At 38.1% G+C, this 20,452-nt stretch carries 12 protein-coding genes; 7 read left to right on the top strand and 5 right to left on the bottom strand.

Annotated features, from left to right (window positions below; genetic code table 11):
* Positions 1–400 precede the first annotated feature (400 nt).
* From cmoM to mukB, 4 genes are read left to right on the top strand one after another with little or no spacing between them, the layout of a single operon-like run.
* Positions 401–1,189 (top strand): tRNA uridine 5-oxyacetic acid(34) methyltransferase CmoM, encoded by a 789-nt coding sequence (gene cmoM / locus OO7_RS06870; RefSeq protein ID WP_008915233.1) that lies wholly within the window; start codon positions 401–403, stop codon positions 1,187–1,189.
* On the top strand, positions 1,186–2,511 hold the full coding sequence (gene mukF, locus OO7_RS06875) for a chromosome partition protein MukF (protein ID WP_008915234.1): 1,326 nt from the start codon (positions 1,186–1,188) through the stop codon (positions 2,509–2,511). Before cmoM ends, mukF begins: the two co-directional genes overlap by 4 nt.
* Entirely contained in the window at positions 2,492–3,220 is a 729-nt protein-coding gene (gene mukE, locus OO7_RS06880; protein WP_008915235.1) for a chromosome partition protein MukE, read from the top strand. The genes mukF and mukE overlap by 20 nt, the downstream gene beginning before the upstream one ends.
* A complete protein-coding gene (gene mukB, locus OO7_RS06885; protein WP_008915236.1) occupies positions 3,217–7,656 on the top strand; it encodes a chromosome partition protein MukB in 4,440 nt (1,479 codons plus the stop codon). Before mukE ends, mukB begins: the two co-directional genes overlap by 4 nt.
* Positions 7,657–7,926: 270 nt before the next feature.
* On the opposite strand, the gene OO7_RS06890 is transcribed toward mukB, so the two are convergent.
* The gene (locus tag OO7_RS06890; protein WP_008915237.1) at positions 7,927–9,300 is read right to left on the bottom strand and encodes a hypothetical protein; all 1,374 of its coding nucleotides are present in this window, start codon (positions 9,298–9,300) and stop codon (positions 7,927–7,929) included.
* A 1,271-nt stretch (positions 9,301–10,571) separates the two neighbouring features.
* Here OO7_RS06890 and ldtD point away from each other — a divergent pair.
* The 3 genes from ldtD (at position 10,572) to OO7_RS06905 (ending at position 13,898) form a co-directional block, all read left to right on the top strand.
* Positions 10,572–12,299, top strand: coding sequence for a L,D-transpeptidase (gene ldtD / locus OO7_RS06895; protein ID WP_008915238.1), 1,728 nt, complete (start codon positions 10,572–10,574; stop codon positions 12,297–12,299).
* 363 nt (positions 12,300–12,662) lie between these two features.
* On the top strand, positions 12,663–13,211 hold the full coding sequence (gene mepK, locus OO7_RS06900) for a peptidoglycan L,D-endopeptidase MepK (RefSeq protein WP_008915239.1): 549 nt from the start codon (positions 12,663–12,665) through the stop codon (positions 13,209–13,211).
* Positions 13,212–13,250: 39 nt separating this feature from the next.
* The gene (locus OO7_RS06905; protein WP_008915240.1) at positions 13,251–13,898 is read left to right on the top strand and encodes an MBL fold metallo-hydrolase; all 648 of its coding nucleotides are present in this window, start codon (positions 13,251–13,253) and stop codon (positions 13,896–13,898) included.
* Positions 13,899–14,062: 164 nt separating this feature from the next.
* On the opposite strand, the gene OO7_RS06910 is transcribed toward OO7_RS06905, so the two are convergent.
* From OO7_RS06910 to pncB, 4 genes are all read right to left on the bottom strand, one after another.
* A complete protein-coding gene (locus OO7_RS06910) occupies positions 14,063–15,253 on the bottom strand; it encodes an amino acid aminotransferase (protein ID WP_008915241.1) in 1,191 nt (396 codons plus the stop codon).
* Positions 15,254–15,572: 319 nt separating this feature from the next.
* A complete protein-coding gene (locus OO7_RS06915) occupies positions 15,573–16,676 on the bottom strand; it encodes a porin (RefSeq protein WP_156823167.1) in 1,104 nt (367 codons plus the stop codon).
* Positions 16,677–17,334: 658 nt separating this feature from the next.
* A complete protein-coding gene (asnS, locus tag OO7_RS06920) occupies positions 17,335–18,735 on the bottom strand; it encodes an asparagine--tRNA ligase (RefSeq protein ID WP_008915243.1) in 1,401 nt (466 codons plus the stop codon).
* 344 nt (positions 18,736–19,079) lie between these two features.
* Positions 19,080–20,294: a nicotinate phosphoribosyltransferase gene (pncB, locus tag OO7_RS06925; RefSeq protein ID WP_008915244.1), complete on the bottom strand. Its 1,215-nt coding sequence runs from the start codon at positions 20,292–20,294 to the stop codon at positions 19,080–19,082.
* Positions 20,295–20,452: the final 158 nt, after the last annotated feature.

A 20,452-nucleotide genomic window follows, 5' to 3' on the forward strand; every position in this document is an offset into this window, starting at 1 on the left:
ATTAATTGTTTTGCTTGCTGAATTTCAAGTTGTAGTATGCCAAAATAAGGCCATTACTGTTATACTTGTCTGATTATAATTACAGTGTTGCTGACTACATTTATCTGTATTTGCACAAGTCATTCGTGGCTATATGTTTAGCATTTGCTGATTGAAATAGCATTTTCTTATCAATCAATGTATATCTCGAATTATTTAGAGCATATCATCTAAGTTTTAGTCACCTTAACACGCTAAGCTAGAAGTTCTAGCGCATTTTAACTGAGTTTACCTGAGATCAAACTCTGGTTTTGATCTTATTTTATTTACATAGAGCGAAATAAGATCAAGCCGTTTTGGTATTTTGGAGAGTTTCAGGCATAAACATGAATAGCCTATTTTTAGGATCACCGGATAATACATGGTAGACCGTAACTTTGATGATATAGCTGATAAATTTGCAAAGAATATTTACGGCACGACAAAAGGTAAGATACGTGAAGCCATTGTGTGGCAAGATCTTACTCAGCTACTTGGATCTTATTCTCCCGAGAGAAAATTGCGCATCCTAGATGCGGGTGGGGGCGAAGGTCATTTTTCTCGTAAACTTGCTGCGATGGGTCATCAAGTCATACTTTGTGATTTATCTGAGGAAATGCTTGAGCGTGCAAGTGAACTCGCTAAAGCTCAAGGTATTAGTGACAATATGTGTTTTATTCATTGCGCTGTGCAAGATGTAAAACAGCATATCAATCAGCCTGTGGACTTGGTTTTATTTCATGCAGTTATTGAATGGATTAGCGATCAAAAATATGCAATTGAGCAGTTGGTCGATATAATCAAACCTGAAGGTGTATTATCTCTGATGTTTTATAACGCCAATGGTTTAGTGATGCGCAATGCGATTTTAGGTAATTTCCATCTCGCTACGCCACATATTCAACGCCGACGTAAACGCTCGCTGTCACCACAAAATCCATTATTGCCACAACAAGTTGATGAGTGGTTATCAGATTGCAAAATGGATATTATGGGCAAAAGTGGTGTAAGAGTATTTCATGATTACCTTCAAAGTAGGCAATTACAGCAAAAAGATTTCCCTGCATTGCTGGCGTTAGAGCAGCAATATTGCCGTCAGGAACCCTATATTAGCATGGGGCGTTACATTCATGTTTTGGCCCGAAAACAAATAATAAAGGACGATTTATGAGTGACTTTTCCCAGACCGTCCCTGAACTCGTGTCCTGGGCACGAAAAAATGATTTTTCTATCTCATTGCCTGCTGAGCGTTTGGCTTTTTTGCTGGCGGTTGCTGTTCTCAATGGTGAGCGCATTAATGGTGAGATGAGTGAAGGCGAGCTGATAGATGCCTTTCGAGAAGTTTGTAAAGGCTTTGAGCAAACAACTGAATCATTATCTGTGAGGGCGAATAATGCAATCAATGATATGGTTCGCCAAAAAATATTTAACCGTTTTGCCAGCGATGTGACAGAAGGTAATTCAATCTACCGATTAACGCCACTGGGTATCGGGATTAGTGATTACTATATTCGCCAACGAGAATTTTCGACTTTGCGTTTGTCAATGCAGTTATCTGTTGTGGCGGGTGAGCTTAAAAGAGCAGCCGAAGCCGCAGAAGAAGGTGGTGATGAACTTTATTGGCACCGTTTTGTTTTTGCTCCCCTTAAGTATTCAGTCGCTGAAATTTTCGATAGTATCGATTTATCACAACGCGTGATGGATGAACAACAAAACAGCGTTAAAGAAGATATTGCGGCATTATTAACTCAAGACTGGCAAGCCGCCATTGCAAACTGTGAACAACTCCTGTCAGAAACTTCCGGTACATTAAGAGAATTGCAAGATACGTTAGAAGCTGCGGGTGATAAGCTACAGGCGAACTTATTGCGTATTCAAGAAGCAAACATGAATGCTCCGCAGTTTTCTGAGTTAGTCGATCGCTTGATTTATGATTTGCAAAATAAATTAGACCGCATAGTCAGTTGGGGTCAGCAATCTATAGATTTATGGATTGGTTATGATCGCCATGTTCATAAATTTATCCGTACTGCTATTGATATGGATAAAAATCGCATATTTTCTCAACGATTACGTCAATCTGTTCAACAATATTTTGATAGCCCTTGGGCATTAACCTATGCCAATGCAGAACGTTTATTGGATATGCGAGATGAAGAGCTTGCATTGAATGAAGAAGAAGTAACGGGAGAGTTACCTCTTGATTTAGAATTTGAAGAATTCAATGAGCTTAATGACCAGTTAGCTGAATTAATGGAAACTGAACTGGCTATCTATAAACAAGAGCAGCGGCCGCTAGATATTACCCGAGTGTTACAAGCGTATTTGAAGCAATATCCTCAAAAACGTCATTTTGATGTCACGCGTATTATTATTGATCAGGCTGTAAAATTAGGTATTGCAGAAGCTGATTTGGCGGGATTACCGGCAAAATGGCAAGCAATTAATGATCACGGAGCCAAGGTGCAGGCACATGTCATCGACAAATATTGAACAATTTATGCCAGCTAAACTGGCACAGGCATTGGCCAATCCCATTTTCCCAGAACTTGATAGCCATTTGCGTTCAGGGCGTCACATTAGTATTGATGACCTTGATAATCATGCATATTTGATGGACTTTCAGGAAGAACTCGAACAATTTTATACACGTTATAATGTTGAACTTATTCGTGCGCCAGAAGGCTTTTTCTATTTACGTCCACGTTCTACAACATTAATTCCTCGTTCGGTACTTTCTGAACTGGATATGATGGTGGGAAAAATCCTTTGTTATCTTTATTTGAGCCCTGAACGTTTGGCAAACCAAGGTATTTTTACTGCTCAAGAGCTATTTGAAGAATTGCTGTCACTCGCGGATGAAAATAAGCTATTAAAATTTGTTAATCAACGCTCAACCGGTTCAGATTTAGATAAACAAAAATTGCAGGAAAAACTGCGGACTTCTCTGAACCGACTACGCCGTTTAGGCATGGTGCATTTTATCCAAAATGATGTGAATAAATTTGTGATTACTGAATCGGTATTCCGTTTCGGTGCAGATGTTCGTAGTGGGGATAATATGCAAGAAGCCCAACTACGCATGATCCGCGATGGTGAAGCTATCTCTTTGGATAGCGATTTATCACAGCAAGATAGTGAAGATGAAGAGGTTGATGATAATCAAGATGCGTCTGACAGTGATGAGGATGAACAAGTATGATTGAACGTGGTAAGTTTCGCTCACTGACGCTGATTAACTGGAATGGTTTTTTTGCGCGCACTTTTGATCTCGATGAGTTGGTGACAACGCTTTCTGGTGGAAATGGTGCAGGAAAATCAACAACGATGGCTGCATTTATTACAGCGATGATCCCAGATCTCACACTTCTTCATTTCCGTAATACGACAGAAGCTGGCGCAACATCCGGCTCACGAGATAAAGGCTTGCACGGTAAGTTGCGGCCGGGTGTCTGTTATGCTGTTTTAGATGTGCTTAACTCTAAACATCAACGTGTTATGGTTGGTGTGAGATTACAGCAAGTGGCTGGTCGCGACAAAAAAGTCGATATTAAACCTTTTATGATCCAAGGTCTGCCAATTGCCACTGTCCCCACTGAAATTTTGACTGAAATTTTAGATGGCCGCCAAGCTAAAGTTATTGCTTTGAATGAGTTAAAAGAAAACATAGAGCAGCAAGAAGGTATCCAGTTTAAACAATTCAACTCAATCACTGATTACCATTCGACTTTATTTGAGTTAGGTGTGTTACCTAAGCGTTTACGCTCAGCGGGGRATCGCAGCAAATATTATCGTTTAATTGAAGCTTCTCTTTATGGAGGAATTTCAAGTGCGATAACTCGCTCTTTACGTGACTATTTACTCCCAGAAAACGGTGGTGTGCGTAAAGCATTTCAGGATATGGAAGCGGCATTACGTGAAAACCGTTTAACACTTGAAGCGATTCGAGTGACTCAATCCGACCGTGATTTATTCAAGCATTTAATTAGTGAAGCAACTGATTATGTTTCTGCTGATTATATGCGTCATTCAAATGAAAGACGTATTCATCTTGATGCGGCAATAGCGGCACGTAATGAGCTGCAAGTAAGCCGTAAACAGTTAAAACAAGAGCAAGTCCGTCACGTAGAAATCGCGCGCGAGCTAAACGAACAAAATAGCTCATCGTCTGATCTAGAAGCAGATTACCAAGCAGCAAGTGATCACCTTAATCTTGTGCAAACGGCACTTCGCCAACAAGAAAAAATTGACCGTTATCAGGCGGATATTGAAGAGTTAACTTATCGTTTAGAAGAGCAAACTGAAGTTGTTGAAGAAGCGACTGAACGCCAAGAAAGCCTTGAGGCTCGTTATGAAGCTGCGGAAGTTGAAGTTGATGAACTAAAAAACCAACTAGCAGATTATCAGCAAGCATTGGATGTACAACAAACTCGCGCCATTCAATATCAACAAGCATTACAAGCGCTAAACCGTGCACGCGAAATTTGCCAATTACCTGAATTATCTATTGATAACGCGGATGAATGGTTAGAAACATTTGAAGCTCGTGAGCAGCAAGCAACTGAAACATTGCTGATGTTAGAGCAGAAAATGAGCGTAGCAGATGCGGCGCATAGCCAGTTTGAGCAAGCTTATCAGCTAGTTAAAAATATGGTTGGTGAAGTTAGCCGCAGTGATGCTTATCAGCATGCGAAAACATTGCTACGTGATTGGTCTTCTCAACAGCATTTAGCTGAGCGTATCCAACCATTACGTATGCAATTATCTGAATTGCAACAACGCTTAGCCAGCCAGCAAAATGCAGAGCGCTTATTAAGCGAGTTTTGTAAAAAACATGGGCAAAGCTATGAGCCTGATGAATTAGATACATTAATGGCTGAACTTGAAGCTCAACAAGAAGAACTGAATCTTGGTGTTAATGAAAGTGGTGAGCGACGTATGCAAATGCGTCAGGAACTCGACCAAATACGGCAACGCATTCAAGCTCTGACAGCAAAAGCGCCTGCATGGTTAATGGCGCAAGAAGCTTTAACTCAGCTAAATGAACAATCTGGTGAATGTTTTGAATCAAGCAGTGCTGTAACTGAATATATGCAGCAACTGCTTGAGGAAGAAAGAGAGACCACTGTTGAACGTGATGAAATTGCTTCACAACGCCGAGAATTAGAAAAGCAAATAGAGCGTTTAAGCCAGCCAAGTGGTGCAGAAGATAGCCGCATGATTGCCTTGGCTGAGCGTTTTAATGGTGTGTTGTTATCTGAAATTTATGATGACATCACCATTGAGGATGCACCATATTTTTCTGCACTTTATGGCCCTGCACGTAATGGTATTGTGGTTCAGGATTTATCCGTTGTGCATAGCCAGCTGGAAACTTTGCAAGATTGTCCTGAAGATGTTTACTTTATTGAAGGTGACCCGCAATCTTTTGATGATAGTGTTTTTGATGCGCAAGAGTTTGAACATGCTGTTTTGGTTCGCTCTTCAGAACGCCAATGGCGTTTTTCTCGCTACCCAGAAGTTCCATTATTTGGGCGTGCAGCGCGTGAAAACCACCTTGAAGCATTGAGCTTAGAACGAGATAGTTTAGCTGAGCGATATGCCACATTATCATTTGATGTGCAGAAAATTCAGCGTGCTCACCAAGCATTTAGTCGGTTTATTGGTCAGCATATTTCAGTGGCGTTTGAAGCAGATCCTGAAGCAGAAATTCGTGCATTAAACCAAAAACGTACTGAAATTGAACGTAATTTGTCTCAGTTTGAAGAGCAAACACTACAGCAACGCCAGCAGTATGAGCAGGGCAAAGAGAGCTTATCCACCCTTAATCGCTTGTTACCACAAGTTGGATTGCTGATGGATGAAACGCTGGCAGATCGGGCTGATGAAATTCGTGATGAATTATCTGAGGCTGAAGATGCGGCTAACTTCTTAACTAAAAACCATCAATCATTGACTAAACTTGAGCCAATTGTCACGGTATTATTAAGTGATCCTGAACAGCATGATCAATTACGTCAAGATTATGAAACGGCAAAACATAGCCAACAAAGTGCTAAGCAGCAGGCTTTTGCACTAGTTGAAGTTGTACAACGTCGCGCCCACTTTAGTTATAGTGATTCAACCAGTATTGTTAATGAAAATGCGGATCTGAATGAGAAGCTGCGTCAACGCTTAGAACATGCTGAAAGTGAACGAAGTCGAGCGCGTGAGCAACTGCGCCAACAACAATCACAATTTTCTCAGTTTAATCAGGTATTAGCTTCACTACGAAGTTCTTATGATACCAAGCATGAAATGCTCAAAGAGCTAGAAGCTGAAATGTTGGAGCTTGGTGTCAAAGCTGATGTAGAAACTCAAGAGCGGGCGCGTATTCGCCGTGATGAATTACACCAAGCTGTCATGGCAAATCGCAGCAGAATTAACCAATTAGAAAAACAGCTTACACTTTGTGAAGCTGAAATGGATAACTTACAAAAACGTATTCGCAAGTTAGAAAAAGATTATTATCAGCTACGTGAGCAAGTCGTTTCCGCTAAATCGGGCTGGTGTGCTGTTATGCGTCTGGTGAAAGATAATGGGGTTGAACGCCGCTTACATCGCCGTGAATTAGCGTATATGAATGGCGATGACTTACGTTCCATGTCAGATAAAGCATTAGGTGCTTTGCGTTTAGCCGTAGCTGATAATGAGCATTTGCGTGATGTATTACGCTTATCCGAAGATCCAAAACGTCCTGAACGCAAAATCCAATTCTTCATTGCTGTTTATCAACATTTACGCGAACGTATTCGCCAAGATATTATCCGTACAGATGATCCAATCGATGCGATTGAGCAAATGGAGATCGAGTTAGCTCGATTAACTGAAGAGCTAACTGCGCGTGAACAGAAACTGGCGATTAGCTCGAAAAGTGTTGCCAATATTATTCGCAAAACGATTCAGCGTGAACAAAACCGTATTCGCATGTTGAACCAAGGTTTACAGGCCGTATCGTTTGGTCAAGTTAAAGGGGTTAGGCTGAATGTTAACATTCGAGAAAGCCACTCTTTATTGCTGTCTGTTTTGTCTGAAGAGAGCGAATTGCACCAAGATTTGTTTACTAACCAACGTTTGACGTTCTCTGAAGCGATGGCGAAACTTTATCAGCGCTTAAATCCGCAAGTGGATATGGGGCAAAGATTACCGCAAACCATCGGTGAAGAACTGTTAGATTATCGTAATTATCTTGAGCTTGATGTTGAAGTTAATCGTGGTTCTGATGGTTGGTTAAAAGCGGAAAGTGGTGCTTTATCGACAGGTGAGGCGATTGGTACGGGTATGTCCATCTTAGTTATGGTTGTACAAAGTTGGGAAGAGGAATCTCGCCGCTTACGTGCCAAAGATATCATTCCGTGTCGTTTGCTTTTCCTCGATGAAGCCGCACGTTTAGATGCTAAATCAATCGCAACACTGTTTGAACTTTGCGATAGATTGGAAATGCAGTTAATTATTGCAGCACCTGAAAATATTAGTCCTGAGAAGGGAACAACTTACAAGCTTGTGCGTAAAGTTATCGATAATCGAGAACATGTGCATGTTGTTGGTTTAAAAGGTTTTGGACAAGATAATCAAGTTAAGTTAGAGCCACAATCTTAAGAGTTTAATACTAATATTTTTAATATAAATAGGTTGATTGCTTATTGACCAGTACTGGAAACAGTGCTGGTTTTTTGTTTTAAAATTGAAGAAAACTCACAAATCATTGCAAGAAGAAGAGGTTGACTCTATATATTAATATCAACTCAATTGAGAGATATTAAAGCTATTCCTTTGAAATAAGTATAAAACTGGCTTTACTCTTAACTTTTCATAAAGTGGAAGCAAAGCCAAAGTTATTAGCTAAGTTGATAAAATCAAAAATCTGTATTACAGGCGGCTATTAGCAGCCATTATATGGTTCATAGTGTTATTGTAAGGTGTTATATGTTGATGATCTTGAAAATTATAATCCCTACTTGTAGATAAACTCGCCATACTTTGTATTAACAGGTTTGTATCTTGATCTTTTATAATCGGTTGATAGCTATTTGAACTTTTAATCAATGCTCCCTTATTTATTGCATCCCGTAAAGAAATCTGTGTATTGTTTTTTTCATAAGGTAATAGGCTTTTTTCCAGTAAATTTAAATTCCACTCAAAGGTTTGGTTATTTACTACGAGCTTTTCTATACTCGAATCTTTGTCAAACTGCATAAAAATTGCTATTGAACCAATAGAGAATTGTTTATCAGCTGAACGGATATCAAGTTGTAAGTCAAACTCTGTGTTAACTCTATCAGCATTATTCCAACCTAATCGGGTAAGTATAATATCGTCGATAGAAATATTTGGGTCAATAATTAAAGTATCCGTTCCTCCCGTTATTTCATCTCCATTGCCTATATGATCAAGAATATTAATTTTTCCATTACCTAAGTGATAATGATAAATATCATTACCGTTAGTGCCTTCTATTACAAACCCGGTATTTTTCTTTGTTTTAAGTAAGTTACTATCTGTTAGGGTAACCTGCAAATTTGGGCTGATAAATTGAGAAGAATGGTTAATTAATGATTCTGAATATGTGTAATTATCATGCTTATTTGAAAACAGTGTTGAGAATGGCAGTTTATTGACTGAAGTTGATGGTTTATTACCACTGCCTAACTGACCATTTTTGCTAAACACATCTCTTACCCGTTGGTCGAGCTTATACATTATTTGATCGTCACTGTTTAGTCTTAAATGAACGGATTTTTTATGACTAAAAAAGTTTTCAATCGTCAGAGTGCTATTAAGCTTTGTCTCCTTAAATAGCAAATCATTCCCTTCTTTAATAAAAACGAGATTATCATAAATAGGTTTTGGTGAATGCATGGTCAAAACGACAATATCATTTTTGTTATTTTTTATTAGGTTATCGAGTTTAGGAATGATATTGTGATTGAAGTAATCACGTAGGTACAATGTCATGAAATCACTGGGTTTAACAGGATGATTAGATTCAATTGCTTGACTAAATTGATTGATTTTATCCTGAATTTTTTCTTTATTTTTTAGAGCTGTGCTAGTGTTATTAAGCACAAGTTTTTCAACACTATTTATCATATTAAAAGCTTGTGTCGCAGCATCTTTTAGCTCGATACTAAGTGTTTTTTGGATGTCAAAAAACTCGTCTTTTTCTTCTGAAGTATAATGTTGAAAGTTATCTTGGTATTTTTTGGCGAAGTCTTTTAAGAATTGATTAAATGTCATATCCATGTTTTATGTCCTTTTGGTATTTTTCATCATTAAAATAGTGCTTTTAATATAGTGGTATTTTTTCTATGAAATTATTATGTCTTTATTAATTAAAGTTAATAATTAATATGTTCAACGAATGATTCTGTAAAGATAATAAATTTGGATTAAATATAGTGACCTGATTAATCAGGTTTTCATCATTTTTTTAATCTAAAATATCTCTTTAGTTATAAAGTAAAATGTATGTATCATTAAGTGTAATATGATTTTAAGTATGGTTATCTTTTATTTATTCAATTAAATTGAAATTATATTAATATAGATTTAATTATGTTTTTTAAATGTTTCCTCAACGATATATATATTTTAATGAAGGGAGTTATTTAGTATTTATTAGTTGTTGATAATTAAAGCGTGATAGTATGTATAAATAATACTTATGTTTTAAGTAAAGAAATAATATTTCATTATGAGTTAGAGGTGTGTTTTCATCATTTGAATTATATTTAACCATTTGTTTTTAAATGATTTTATTTGTTTTATTTTTGGTCGGTATTTTTATTTTTTGTTAGTAAATTTCGTTGATTGAAATTATGATTTCAATACAAATTTAAAATTAAAAAAACAGATTCATGGAATGTATTTTTTAAGATATTTATTGAAATGGAATAATATAAAAAATAGTAGTTAAATTTTTAAAACGACTTTGTTATTTTTAATCAAAATAATTGAATGATAAAATGATGTATAATTAATAAAATATTAGAATTTTTTATCATAAAACGGACACAGTTCTTATTATATTCTCCACTTAAATAAATCTTAATAGGTAATGTATTAAAGTAATTAGGTTGATAATTACTCGAATTCATCGCAACAAACGTTTGTATGATATTTATTCATCTTATGTTGAAAAGTAAGATGAAATATTTTCATGAAATAGAAATATCAATAATAATTGCAGGCTATTTTCATTTGTCTTAATCAAATTAAGTTTAAATGTATCTTTATGTTGATTATTAAAAAATTAACAGTATAAATCACTATTGTTAGCGCTGGTTGTTGTTTTATCTTTATTATGTAGTAGACAAATTGTGTTATTTAAAGACAAAATTAGTCTATTCCTATAACATCTCTTTTATAATTCAAATACAATAATTACGTTCTTTAATACTTCGAGTTTTGATTATTCAAACAATCAAGGTTTATCTGGTAACTCGGATTATTTAAAGAGCGGCTAATATATAAGAAAAATGATTTTATCCATGTAGTTCTTTTAAGGTGGGTTTATGGCAAAGAAAAGAGTGAGAACTCTTCAGTTATCAGTGATTTGTGGGCTAATGTCACTACAGTTTTCTGTATTTTCAGCACAAGAAAATATCCAAACTGTCACACCAGAAACTCATTTGCAGCCACTGTCAGAATCAACTTCAGTGATTACAGTAACTCCCGTGGAGAGTTTGGCGCAAATTACCGCTGCATTACCAGCAGATTATAAGCCTGTGTTTCCCAATCTACTGGCTAAAATTTATGCTGATAGTCAAATGCAACTATTATGGCAAGATGAAACAGCTATTGAGAGTTTTCAGCAGCAATTGGCTGAGTTAGCCTTATCTGGTGTTCAGCCACAGTTTAATGAATGGTTGGTTGCTCTAGAGGATCATAAGTTGAATGAACTTGGTAGGGATGTTATTTTATCTGATGCAATGCTTGGTTATATGCAATATCTTGCTGCGATCCCGATAAGTGGCCAATATTGGTTATATCGCAAACAACCTTATAAAATAGTTGAGCCAACTTCGACACAAATTAAACCGTGGCTGGATGCTATTTTTGAAGGTCGTTTGAATGAATGGGTTGCTGCTCAAGCACCAAACCATGAATTATATCTGCCAATGCGCCAAGAAATGTTGAAACAACTTAACATGGAAAGTGCGACACCGGAATTAGTCGGCAATACAACATTAAAGCCCGGTCAAGCAAATGATGATGTGATTGTATTGCGTGAAATTTTATATCGACAAGGGCTATTAGAAGATAGCACAATTGAAGTTTTGCTTGATGATTCGGCAACTGATGAAGAAAAAGCACAAGCACGAACCAAAGCACGGTTCTATAGTGATGAACTGATAGAACCAGTGAAGAAATTCCAAGCTCAGTATGGCCTAGAAGCGGATGGTGCAGTCGGTAAAGGGACTAAAGTGTGGTTAAATATGAAACCACAACAAAAAGCCGGATTGATGGCGTTGAATATCCAACGCCTGCGCATTATTCCAGAAGACAACGGGACCGGAATTTTGGTGAATATTCCGGGCTTTTCATTGAATTTCTACCTGAATAACGAAGTGATTCTAAATTCAAAAGTCATTGTTGGTCGCCCTGATCGCAAAACGCCTATTATGAGCAGTGCGTTAAATAATGTGGTTATTAATCCACCTTGGAGTGTACCAACGAGTATGACGCGTAAGGATATTGCACCAAGAGGGAAACAAGACCCAAGCTACTTTAGCCGTAAAGGATATAAAGTCTATTCTGGTTGGGGACAAGATTCATTTGAGATTGACCCGTATTCAATTGATTGGGAAATGATTTCGCCAGCGAATTTCCCTTACCGAGTCTGGCAAGCGCCGGGGCCAACCAATTCACTAGGCCGCTATAAATTTAATATGCCAAGTTCTGATGCTATTTATTTGCATGACACGCCGAATCATAGTTTGTTTAATCGCAGTGCTAGGGCAATTAGTTCAGGTTGTGTGCGAGTGAATAAAGCGAATGAACTTGCGACTATTTTATTAGGTGATGCAGGCTGGGAGCAGAAACGCATTGATAATGCAATCAAAGAGGGAAACACAAGGTATGTGAATATTCCTGATAGGATCCCTGTTTATCTTTATTACCAAACAGCTTGGGTCGATAAAGAGCAGCAACCTCAATATCGCGTAGATATATATCAGTATGATAATAGCATTCAAAATGCTGAAAAATACCTGCCAGCAATTAAAAATATTTTGCAGTAATTTATTGTTTTATCAGGGAGTTTTTCTCCCTGATAAAGTAAAATCATTTTTTATCAAACTTCTTCATATTTTTTCCTATTATTTCTGTAGAAAGTATTCCTACAACATGTTGTTATATAAGGGAAGCAGCAGTATGAACTTCTATACAACGAGTTATTTTTCTAATTGTCTTAGTATGATAGGTTTATTTTTTGTAATCAAAGGTCACTTAGTCATGTAAGTGACCTATTTTTTTAGTTACCTTCAATTTGCCTTAATTTACTCAGTTATTTACATAACTATACATTAAAGCTAAATATCATTTGTTAGACTGGTCAGACTATTGTGCATTTATTGAAATAATTAAACCTGAGTTATTACATTATGGATACTATTAATCAAAGCCGTCGCAAATGGCTGGGCGTTGGCGCTGCCACCTTGGGGCTAAGCTTATTACCCACGCATGTTTTTGCGGCAATGACTACACCAAAACCACGAATTCTACGCTTTCAAAATATCAATACTGGTGAATCATTAAAAACAGAATTTTTTGACGGACGCCAATATAACAAATCTGAACTTGCTCGCCTAAATCATCTATTCCGAGACTACCGTCGTGACAAAGTCAAAATAATTGATCCAAAATTGTTTGATCAAATATATTTACTACAAATGATGATGGGAACAAATAAACCAATCCAATTAATTTCAGGTTATCGCTCACTTGAAACGAATGATACATTACGTCGTACAAGTAGTGGTGTTGCGAAGAAGAGCTATCATACGCGCGGGCAAGCCATGGATTTCCATATTGAAGGTTTACAACTAAGTCATGTTCGTAAAGCTGCAATGAAAATGAAAGCAGGTGGCGTGGGCTATTATCCAAAAAGTAATTTTATTCATATTGATACAGGTCCAGTTAGAACATGGTAATCTGTGTGTAGGTAGTACAGATTACGGAGCGATTGTTCAATGAAATATATGATTATTCCCGTTACCCCTTTCATGCAGAATTGCCATATTATTTGGGATGAGAATTCGAAAGAGGCGGTAATTGTTGATCCCGGTGGTGAGGCTGAGAAACTTATTGCAGCTATTGAAGAGCAGGGATTAAATTTAACAAAAATTTTGCTAACTCATGGTCACTCTGATCATATTGGGGCTTCAGCGATTCTGGCTAAACACTTCTCCGTGCCAATTTATGGCCCGCAGAAAGAAGATGCTTTCTGGATTGAATCATTAGCACAGCAAAATGCGATGTTTAATATTGGTGATTGCCCTGATTTTACGCCAGATTATTGGTTAGAAGAAGGTCAAACAGTCTCTTGTGGTGATATTCAGTTTGATGTTTTACATTGCCCTGGGCATACGCCGGGTCACATCATTTTTGTTAATCATGCTGATAAATTTATTTCAATGGGTGATGTATTATTTAAAGGTGGCGTTGGGCGTAGTGATTTCCCAAGAGGTGATCATCAAGCATTAATTTCATCAATAAAAAATAAGGTGTTGCCGTTAGGGGATGAATATCAGTTTATTCCCGGCCATGGGCCAATGTCAGATGTGGGCCACGAACGCCAAACAAATCCATTTTTACAGGATGAGCAGCCTATTTGGTAGTGAGACTCAGCTTGTTATATAGCCAATAGTTTAAAATTATTTCAATTATCTAATACCCCAATTATTGGGGTATTATTTTTTTCATTGCAATATAAAAATGATGATACAAAAAACGCCTCTGATTGAGGCGCGTTTTATAAGTAACTATTTAATCTCTTTAAAGATTAAATGACTTTAATAATGGCATCACAAAGAGGTACCATATTTTCAAGTGTTAGACCTGCCACGTTAATACGCCCAGAGCTAACAGCATAGATACCAAATTCGCTACGTAGGCGCTCTACCTGCTCTTTAGTGAGGCCACTAAAGGAGAACATACCATTTTGACCAATGATAAAGCTGAAGTCTTGTTTAGAGCCTTTTTCTTCTAGCGTATTAACCAGTAATTGACGCATACGCTTAATACGTTCACGCATTGAGGTTAATTCTTGAATCCATTCCGCTTTTAAAGCTTCATCAGATAGAATTGTGGTGACAACTGCCGCACCGTGCGCTGGTGGGTTTGAGTAGTTAGCACGAATAACGGCTTTAGCTTGGCTAAATGCGCGCTCAGCATTATCACTATCTTTTGCAATAATTGTACAAGCACCTACGCGCTCATTGTATAAACCAAAGTTCTTAGAATATGAGCTAGCGACAATCATTTCAGGATTTTGCTTAGTGAAAATACGTAAACCTTCAGCATCTTCTTCTAAACCTTTAGCAAAACCTTGGTAAGCAAAATCAAATACAGGCAATAAGCCTTTTTCTGCGCATAAGGTTGAAAGCTGAGCCCATTGTTCAGGTGTTGGATCAATACCCGTTGGGTTATGACAGCAGCCGTGCAGAACAATTACATCCCCAGCAACAGCGGTAGATAAGCTGTTTAGCATGCCATCAAAATCTAAACAATGATTAGCCGCATCATAATAATTATAAGTCAGTACTTCGAGGCCAGCAGCTTCAAAAATATTTTTGTGGTTAGGCCATGTTGGGTTGCTTATCCAAACACGTTTAGCATTAGTCTGTTTTGCAATAAAATCAGCAGCAATACGCAGAGCACCTGTACCACCTGGTGCTTGGGCTGTACGAGCACGCTTAGAGGAAATTATTTCATGGTCTTTGCCGAACAGTAACTCTTGAGTGACACGACCAAATTCAGGCATCCCACTGATAGCAAGATAGTTTTTGGTATTTTCGTTTTCTAGCAGGAATTTTTCTGCTTTTTTTACAGTATCTAAAACAGGGGTTTTACCTGATTCATCTTTGTAGACACCGATACCAAGGTTAATTTTGTTATCACGAGGATCAGCACGGAAACTATCAGCAAGACCTAAGATTGGGTCAGCTGGGGCAGCGGTAATTTTTTCAAACATGTTGTCGATTCCAAAGCTCAGTTGTAAAGCCGAAAATGTTGAGTACTCAGGTTAACGTGCAGACAACAATTTGCCAACCGTTTTACCTAAAATTGGATAGATCTTGTGATGTAGGTATAAATTGCCTGTAATCTGACCATTAATTGTAGAAAAAACAGAGAGATTATCTAACAAGTCTAAATCAGATGGTTTGGGAAGGGAGGGGTAGAAGGGCGGATATTCATAAAAATGCTAAAGTTGATGTTATTAAAAAAGCAACGCCGAAGCGTTGCTTTTCAATATAGAATTACTTCATTCTCAATTATTGATTAAACAATAATTAGAATTGGTAAACTAGACCCAGACCAACTACGTTATCAGTGTTGATACCTTGATCACGAGTGAATTGGTTGTCGTTCAGCAGGTTGATTTTGTAATCAACAACTGCAGACATGTTTTTGTTGAAGTAGTAGTAAGAACCAACAGAAACATATTTAACTAGGTCTTTAGTACCGTATGAACCCAGTTGTTTACCTTTAGATTGGTTATAACCGATAGATGGTTTTAGACCGAAATCAAACAGGTATTGAGCAACTAATTCAACGTTTTCAGTTTTGTTAGCGATGTTATCGAAAGCACCGAAGTGAGTAGTGTTCAGTGTTTGACCGTACATTGCTGCTAAGTAAACATTGTTAGCGTCGAATTTACCACCAACGTTCCATGCTTCAGCTTTTTGACCACCAGCAAAAGTGCTGTGTTGTTGAGCTGGAGTACGTGAAGATGATGAGTAACCACCACCCAGTGAAACGCCCCAACCTAGGTCATAAGCAGTTGAGAAACCGAAACCGTCACCGTTGTTTTCGTATGCAGAATCACCGCGAGACTTGTTAGTATCGCCGTTTTTGCCTTGATATTGCAGAGCAAAGCTTAGGCCATCAACATAACCGAACGCGTTGTTGTTACGGTAAGTTAATAGGTTACGGTTACGACCAGTCATGAATGTGTCAGTTTGTGACATAGTGTCTGCGCCCCACAGTGGGAACACATCGGTCCATGCGTTAGTGTCGTATACAACACCGTAGTTACGACCATAGTCTAGTGAACCGAAATCAGCAAATTTCAGACCAGCGTAAGCTAGACGGTTTTTGTTGTCGTTGTTGCCTTCAGTTTTGTTAGTCTTAGTTTCCCACTCGAAACGACCAAAACCAGTCAGTTGGTCAGTGATTTGAGTGTCACCTTTCAGACCTAAACGAACACGTGAATCATCGCCATCTTCGCTTTTAGCATGCTCAGAGCTTGGTTTAGCGTCTGCGAAGTAGTGACGAACGTCAACTTTACCGTAAACGTCTAACTTGTTACCATCTTTATTGTATACTTCAGCCGCGTTTGCTGCACCAGCAGCTAACAGAGCTGGGATAACCATTGCAAGAATATTGCGTTTCATCATTATTATTACCCTCATTGGTGTTATTCGGACACCTGCCACTGCCAAAAATAATTCTCAAAATTTAATGGAACTATTTATGAGAGATTAGTGTCGTCTATGTCGGTGTCCAGTGTTCCATTGCTAAATAAATTTATCTACCCTCAAAGTGCTACAAAAACGAAGATTCTGAAACAAATGGTAACAAGGTGTTTCAAAATGTAAAAAATAGATTATAAAATAATCACTGGTATTACCAGGTGAAAAATAATTACAAATTTAAGGGAACTTTTTGAAATGCCGAATTGGACTTTTTTTGAACAAACTAGATTCAGAAAAAAACGGTTTTTTTACTCATTGGGAAAAAATATTTTGAAAGATTAGACTAGTTTTAGTTAAGTGAAATTCAACTAAAATTGTCATATTAAGATTAAAAATTTATTCATGATTTATCCCATCTATTCATAAATTTTCAATTGGTGGTTTAAATCGTGTGATTATGCAGGCTGAAATCGTTTTGCTTACTAATTTATGTTTGAAATGAGTTGATAGATAAGATTGAGATTATAAATTTAAATGATGAATCTTAAGGTGATTGAAGTAGCCTTTAAAATAATATCAGGCCCTTATGAGCCTGATATGGGAAGTTATGATAGAGCCAGTTGGCTATAACAAAATCTTAAAATGCAGCATTTCTTGGTGTGCGCGGGAATGGGATCACTTCGCGAACATTACCAACACCCGTTACATAAGCAACTAAGCGTTCAAACCCGAGGCCAAAACCAGAATGAGGAACTGTACCGTAACGGCGCAGATCACGGTACCACCAGTAATCTTCTTTATTCATGCCCATTTCTTCAAGACGTGCATCTAATCGATCAAGGCGTTCTTCACGTTGAGAACCACCAATGATTTCACCAATACCAGGTGCGAGAACATCCATTGCAGCAACCGTTTTGCCATCTTCATTTAAGCGCATGTAGAATGCCTTAATATCTTTTGGATAGTTTTTAACGACAACGGGTGCTTTAAAGTGTTGCTCAGCGAGATAACGTTCATGTTCAGAAGACATATCAACACCCCAGTAAACAGGGTTTTCGAATTTTTGACCACACGTTTCGAGGATCTTAATCGCATCAGTATAATCAACTTGAGCAAAATCTGAGTTCACAAAGCTTTCTAAACGATTAATAACATCTTTGTCGACGCGTTGAGCAAAGAACTCAAGATCGTCACGACGCTCGTCAAGAGCCGCTTTAAAGACAAATTTCAGCATATGTTCTGCAAGGCTTGCAACATCATCAAGGTTGGCAAAAGCAACTTCAGGTTCGACCATCCAAAACTCAGCCAAGTGGCGACTTGTATTGGAGTTTTCTGCGCGGAACGTTGGGCCAAAAGTATACACTTTACTTAATGCAGTTGCGTAAGCTTCACCATTTAACTGACCAGATACGGTTAAAAAGGCTTCGCGACCAAAGAAATCTTCGCTGAAATCAACTTCACCTTTATCGTTGCGCGGCAGGTTGTTGTAGTCCAATGTTGAAACACGGAACATTTCACCAGCACCTTCAGTATCAGATGCAGTGATAATTGGGGTAGAAACCCAAAAATAACCTTGCTCATCAAAGAAGCGGTGTAAAGCTTGCGCTAAAGTATGGCGAACACGTGCAACGGCGCCAATGAGGTTAGTGCGCGGGCGTAAATGTGCGACTTCGCGAAGGTATTCAACGCTATGACGTTTTGCCGCCATAGGATAGGTATCAGGATCTTCAACCCAACCGACCACTTTTACAGCCGTTGCATCGAGTTCAAAAGATTGCCCTTGACCAGGAGATTCTTTGACAATACCCGTCACTTCAACTGAACAGCCTGTCGTGAGGTGTAGGACTTCATCGTTATAATTAGGTAAATTATTATTGATGACAGCCTGTAATGGGTTAAAGCAGGAACCGTCATAGACGGCGAGGAAAGAAAAACCAGCATTAGAATCTCTCCTTGTACGTACCCAACCTCGAACGGTGACTTCATTGCCAACCGCCACTCGGCCTTGCAGTACATCGGCTACAGGCGCTACGATCATAAAAATTACTCTCTTCTATTAATAACGATGTTAGTGATGATATTTTTAATTAACTTTTACATTGAATATGATGCATCACAAGCTAGTGATAATGTCATTACCCTTTAAATATGTATAGGTTAAATAAAAATATTCGTTTTTCTGAAGTCTTCATATTTTCAGAAGCCAAGTTGCTATGTTACTTGCCACGAGGCAGGAAACAAGTAAAAAATGATGAAAATCTGGGAGACTTTCTTCGTCATCCAAATTCTATACTAATTACAGCTAAATAAAAGACAAACAACTTTATCGGTTTGACACCAGAAAATATAAATTTCTGGTGTCAAAAGAGGCAGAATAAGGCGCTAGCAGGCTTTTTCCATTTTTGGCAGGTCAAATGCTTTGCGCAGTTGATTGACAAACTCATCATCTTCACAAATGGTTTTGCCCGGGCTATCTGAAAGCTTGGCGACAGGCTTACCATTGCACTCGACTAACTTGATCACAATATTTAGGGGAATAACACCTGGAATATTACATGTTAATCGCGTTCCAATACCAAAAATGAGATTAACTCGCTTATGAAAGTAGCGATATAATTCGAGTGATTTTTGTAAATCTAGGCTATCAGAGAACACTAAAGTTTTCGTGGTTGGATCAATACCCAGTTTCTCGTAATGCGCGATCGCTTTTTCGCCCCATTCGATAGGATCACCTGAATCATGGCGCAGCCCTTGGTAACGGTGAGCGAAATTTTCATCGAAATCACGTAAGAAGGCATCCATCGTGATGCAATCTGTCAAGGCTATTCCTAGTTGATTCGGATATTCATTAAGCCAGCTTTGTAGAGCAGAACGCTGACTGTTCGCTAACTCTGGGCTAATTTGTTGATGCGCTTGGAACCATTCATGCGCTTGTGTACCGACAGGTGCTAAGCCTAATTCATGAGCAAGTTTATAATTGCTAGTTCCGACAAGATAAGGAAAATCTTGTTGCAACATTGACACAATGGCTTCTTGCACTTCATAAGAGAATCGGCGGCGTGTGCCAAAGTCCATGAGTTTGAATTCACTCAGATCAACATGGTTTTCAGCTGCTTGCGCATAGAAGACATTCAGTAGCTTTCTTAATTGATTAACGGCATCTTCTGTTGTGACTTGTGGGTGTCTCGCTCTTTGAACTATTTCACTCACTAAGGCAAGTAGTGGAACTTCCCACATAATCACTTCACACCAAGGCCCCTGAATTCGAATAGCAAGTTGCCCATTAGGATCAGTGGAAACTTGGACTTGTTCTGGCTTGAAGCGAAAAGTTTTAAGCCACGCTAAGTAGTCATCTTTGAAAAAAGGGAGTTTGCTTAAATAGTGTGATTCTTCATCAGTTAGCGAAAGGGCAGCCATTAACTCAATTTGCTGGCGTATTTCATTAACATAGACACCTAAGACTTCACTGTTACGACAGCGAAACTCAGCAACCACAGGAATTTTGCTGTAGTGGTGAAAAACGGCCTGCTGCATGTGAAGCTTATAAGCATCTGTGTCGAGCAGCGATGTAATAATCGGTGTTGCGTCTAAATTCATGGCGCGCAGAAATCCTCACGGATCTTATTTACTTAGCTAGTTAGCTAAATCGTTAAAGTTGGAAAAGTATACCCACTTTCACAGAAGATAGAAGCCTTATTGCATTATCTTCTTTATTCAAGGTATATCAACCAACATCAATTCCCAGCATATGGTTA

The organism is Providencia sneebia DSM 19967 (assembly GCF_000314895.2).
In the GTDB taxonomy this organism is placed as follows: Bacteria; Pseudomonadota; Gammaproteobacteria; order Enterobacterales; family Enterobacteriaceae; genus Providencia; species Providencia sneebia.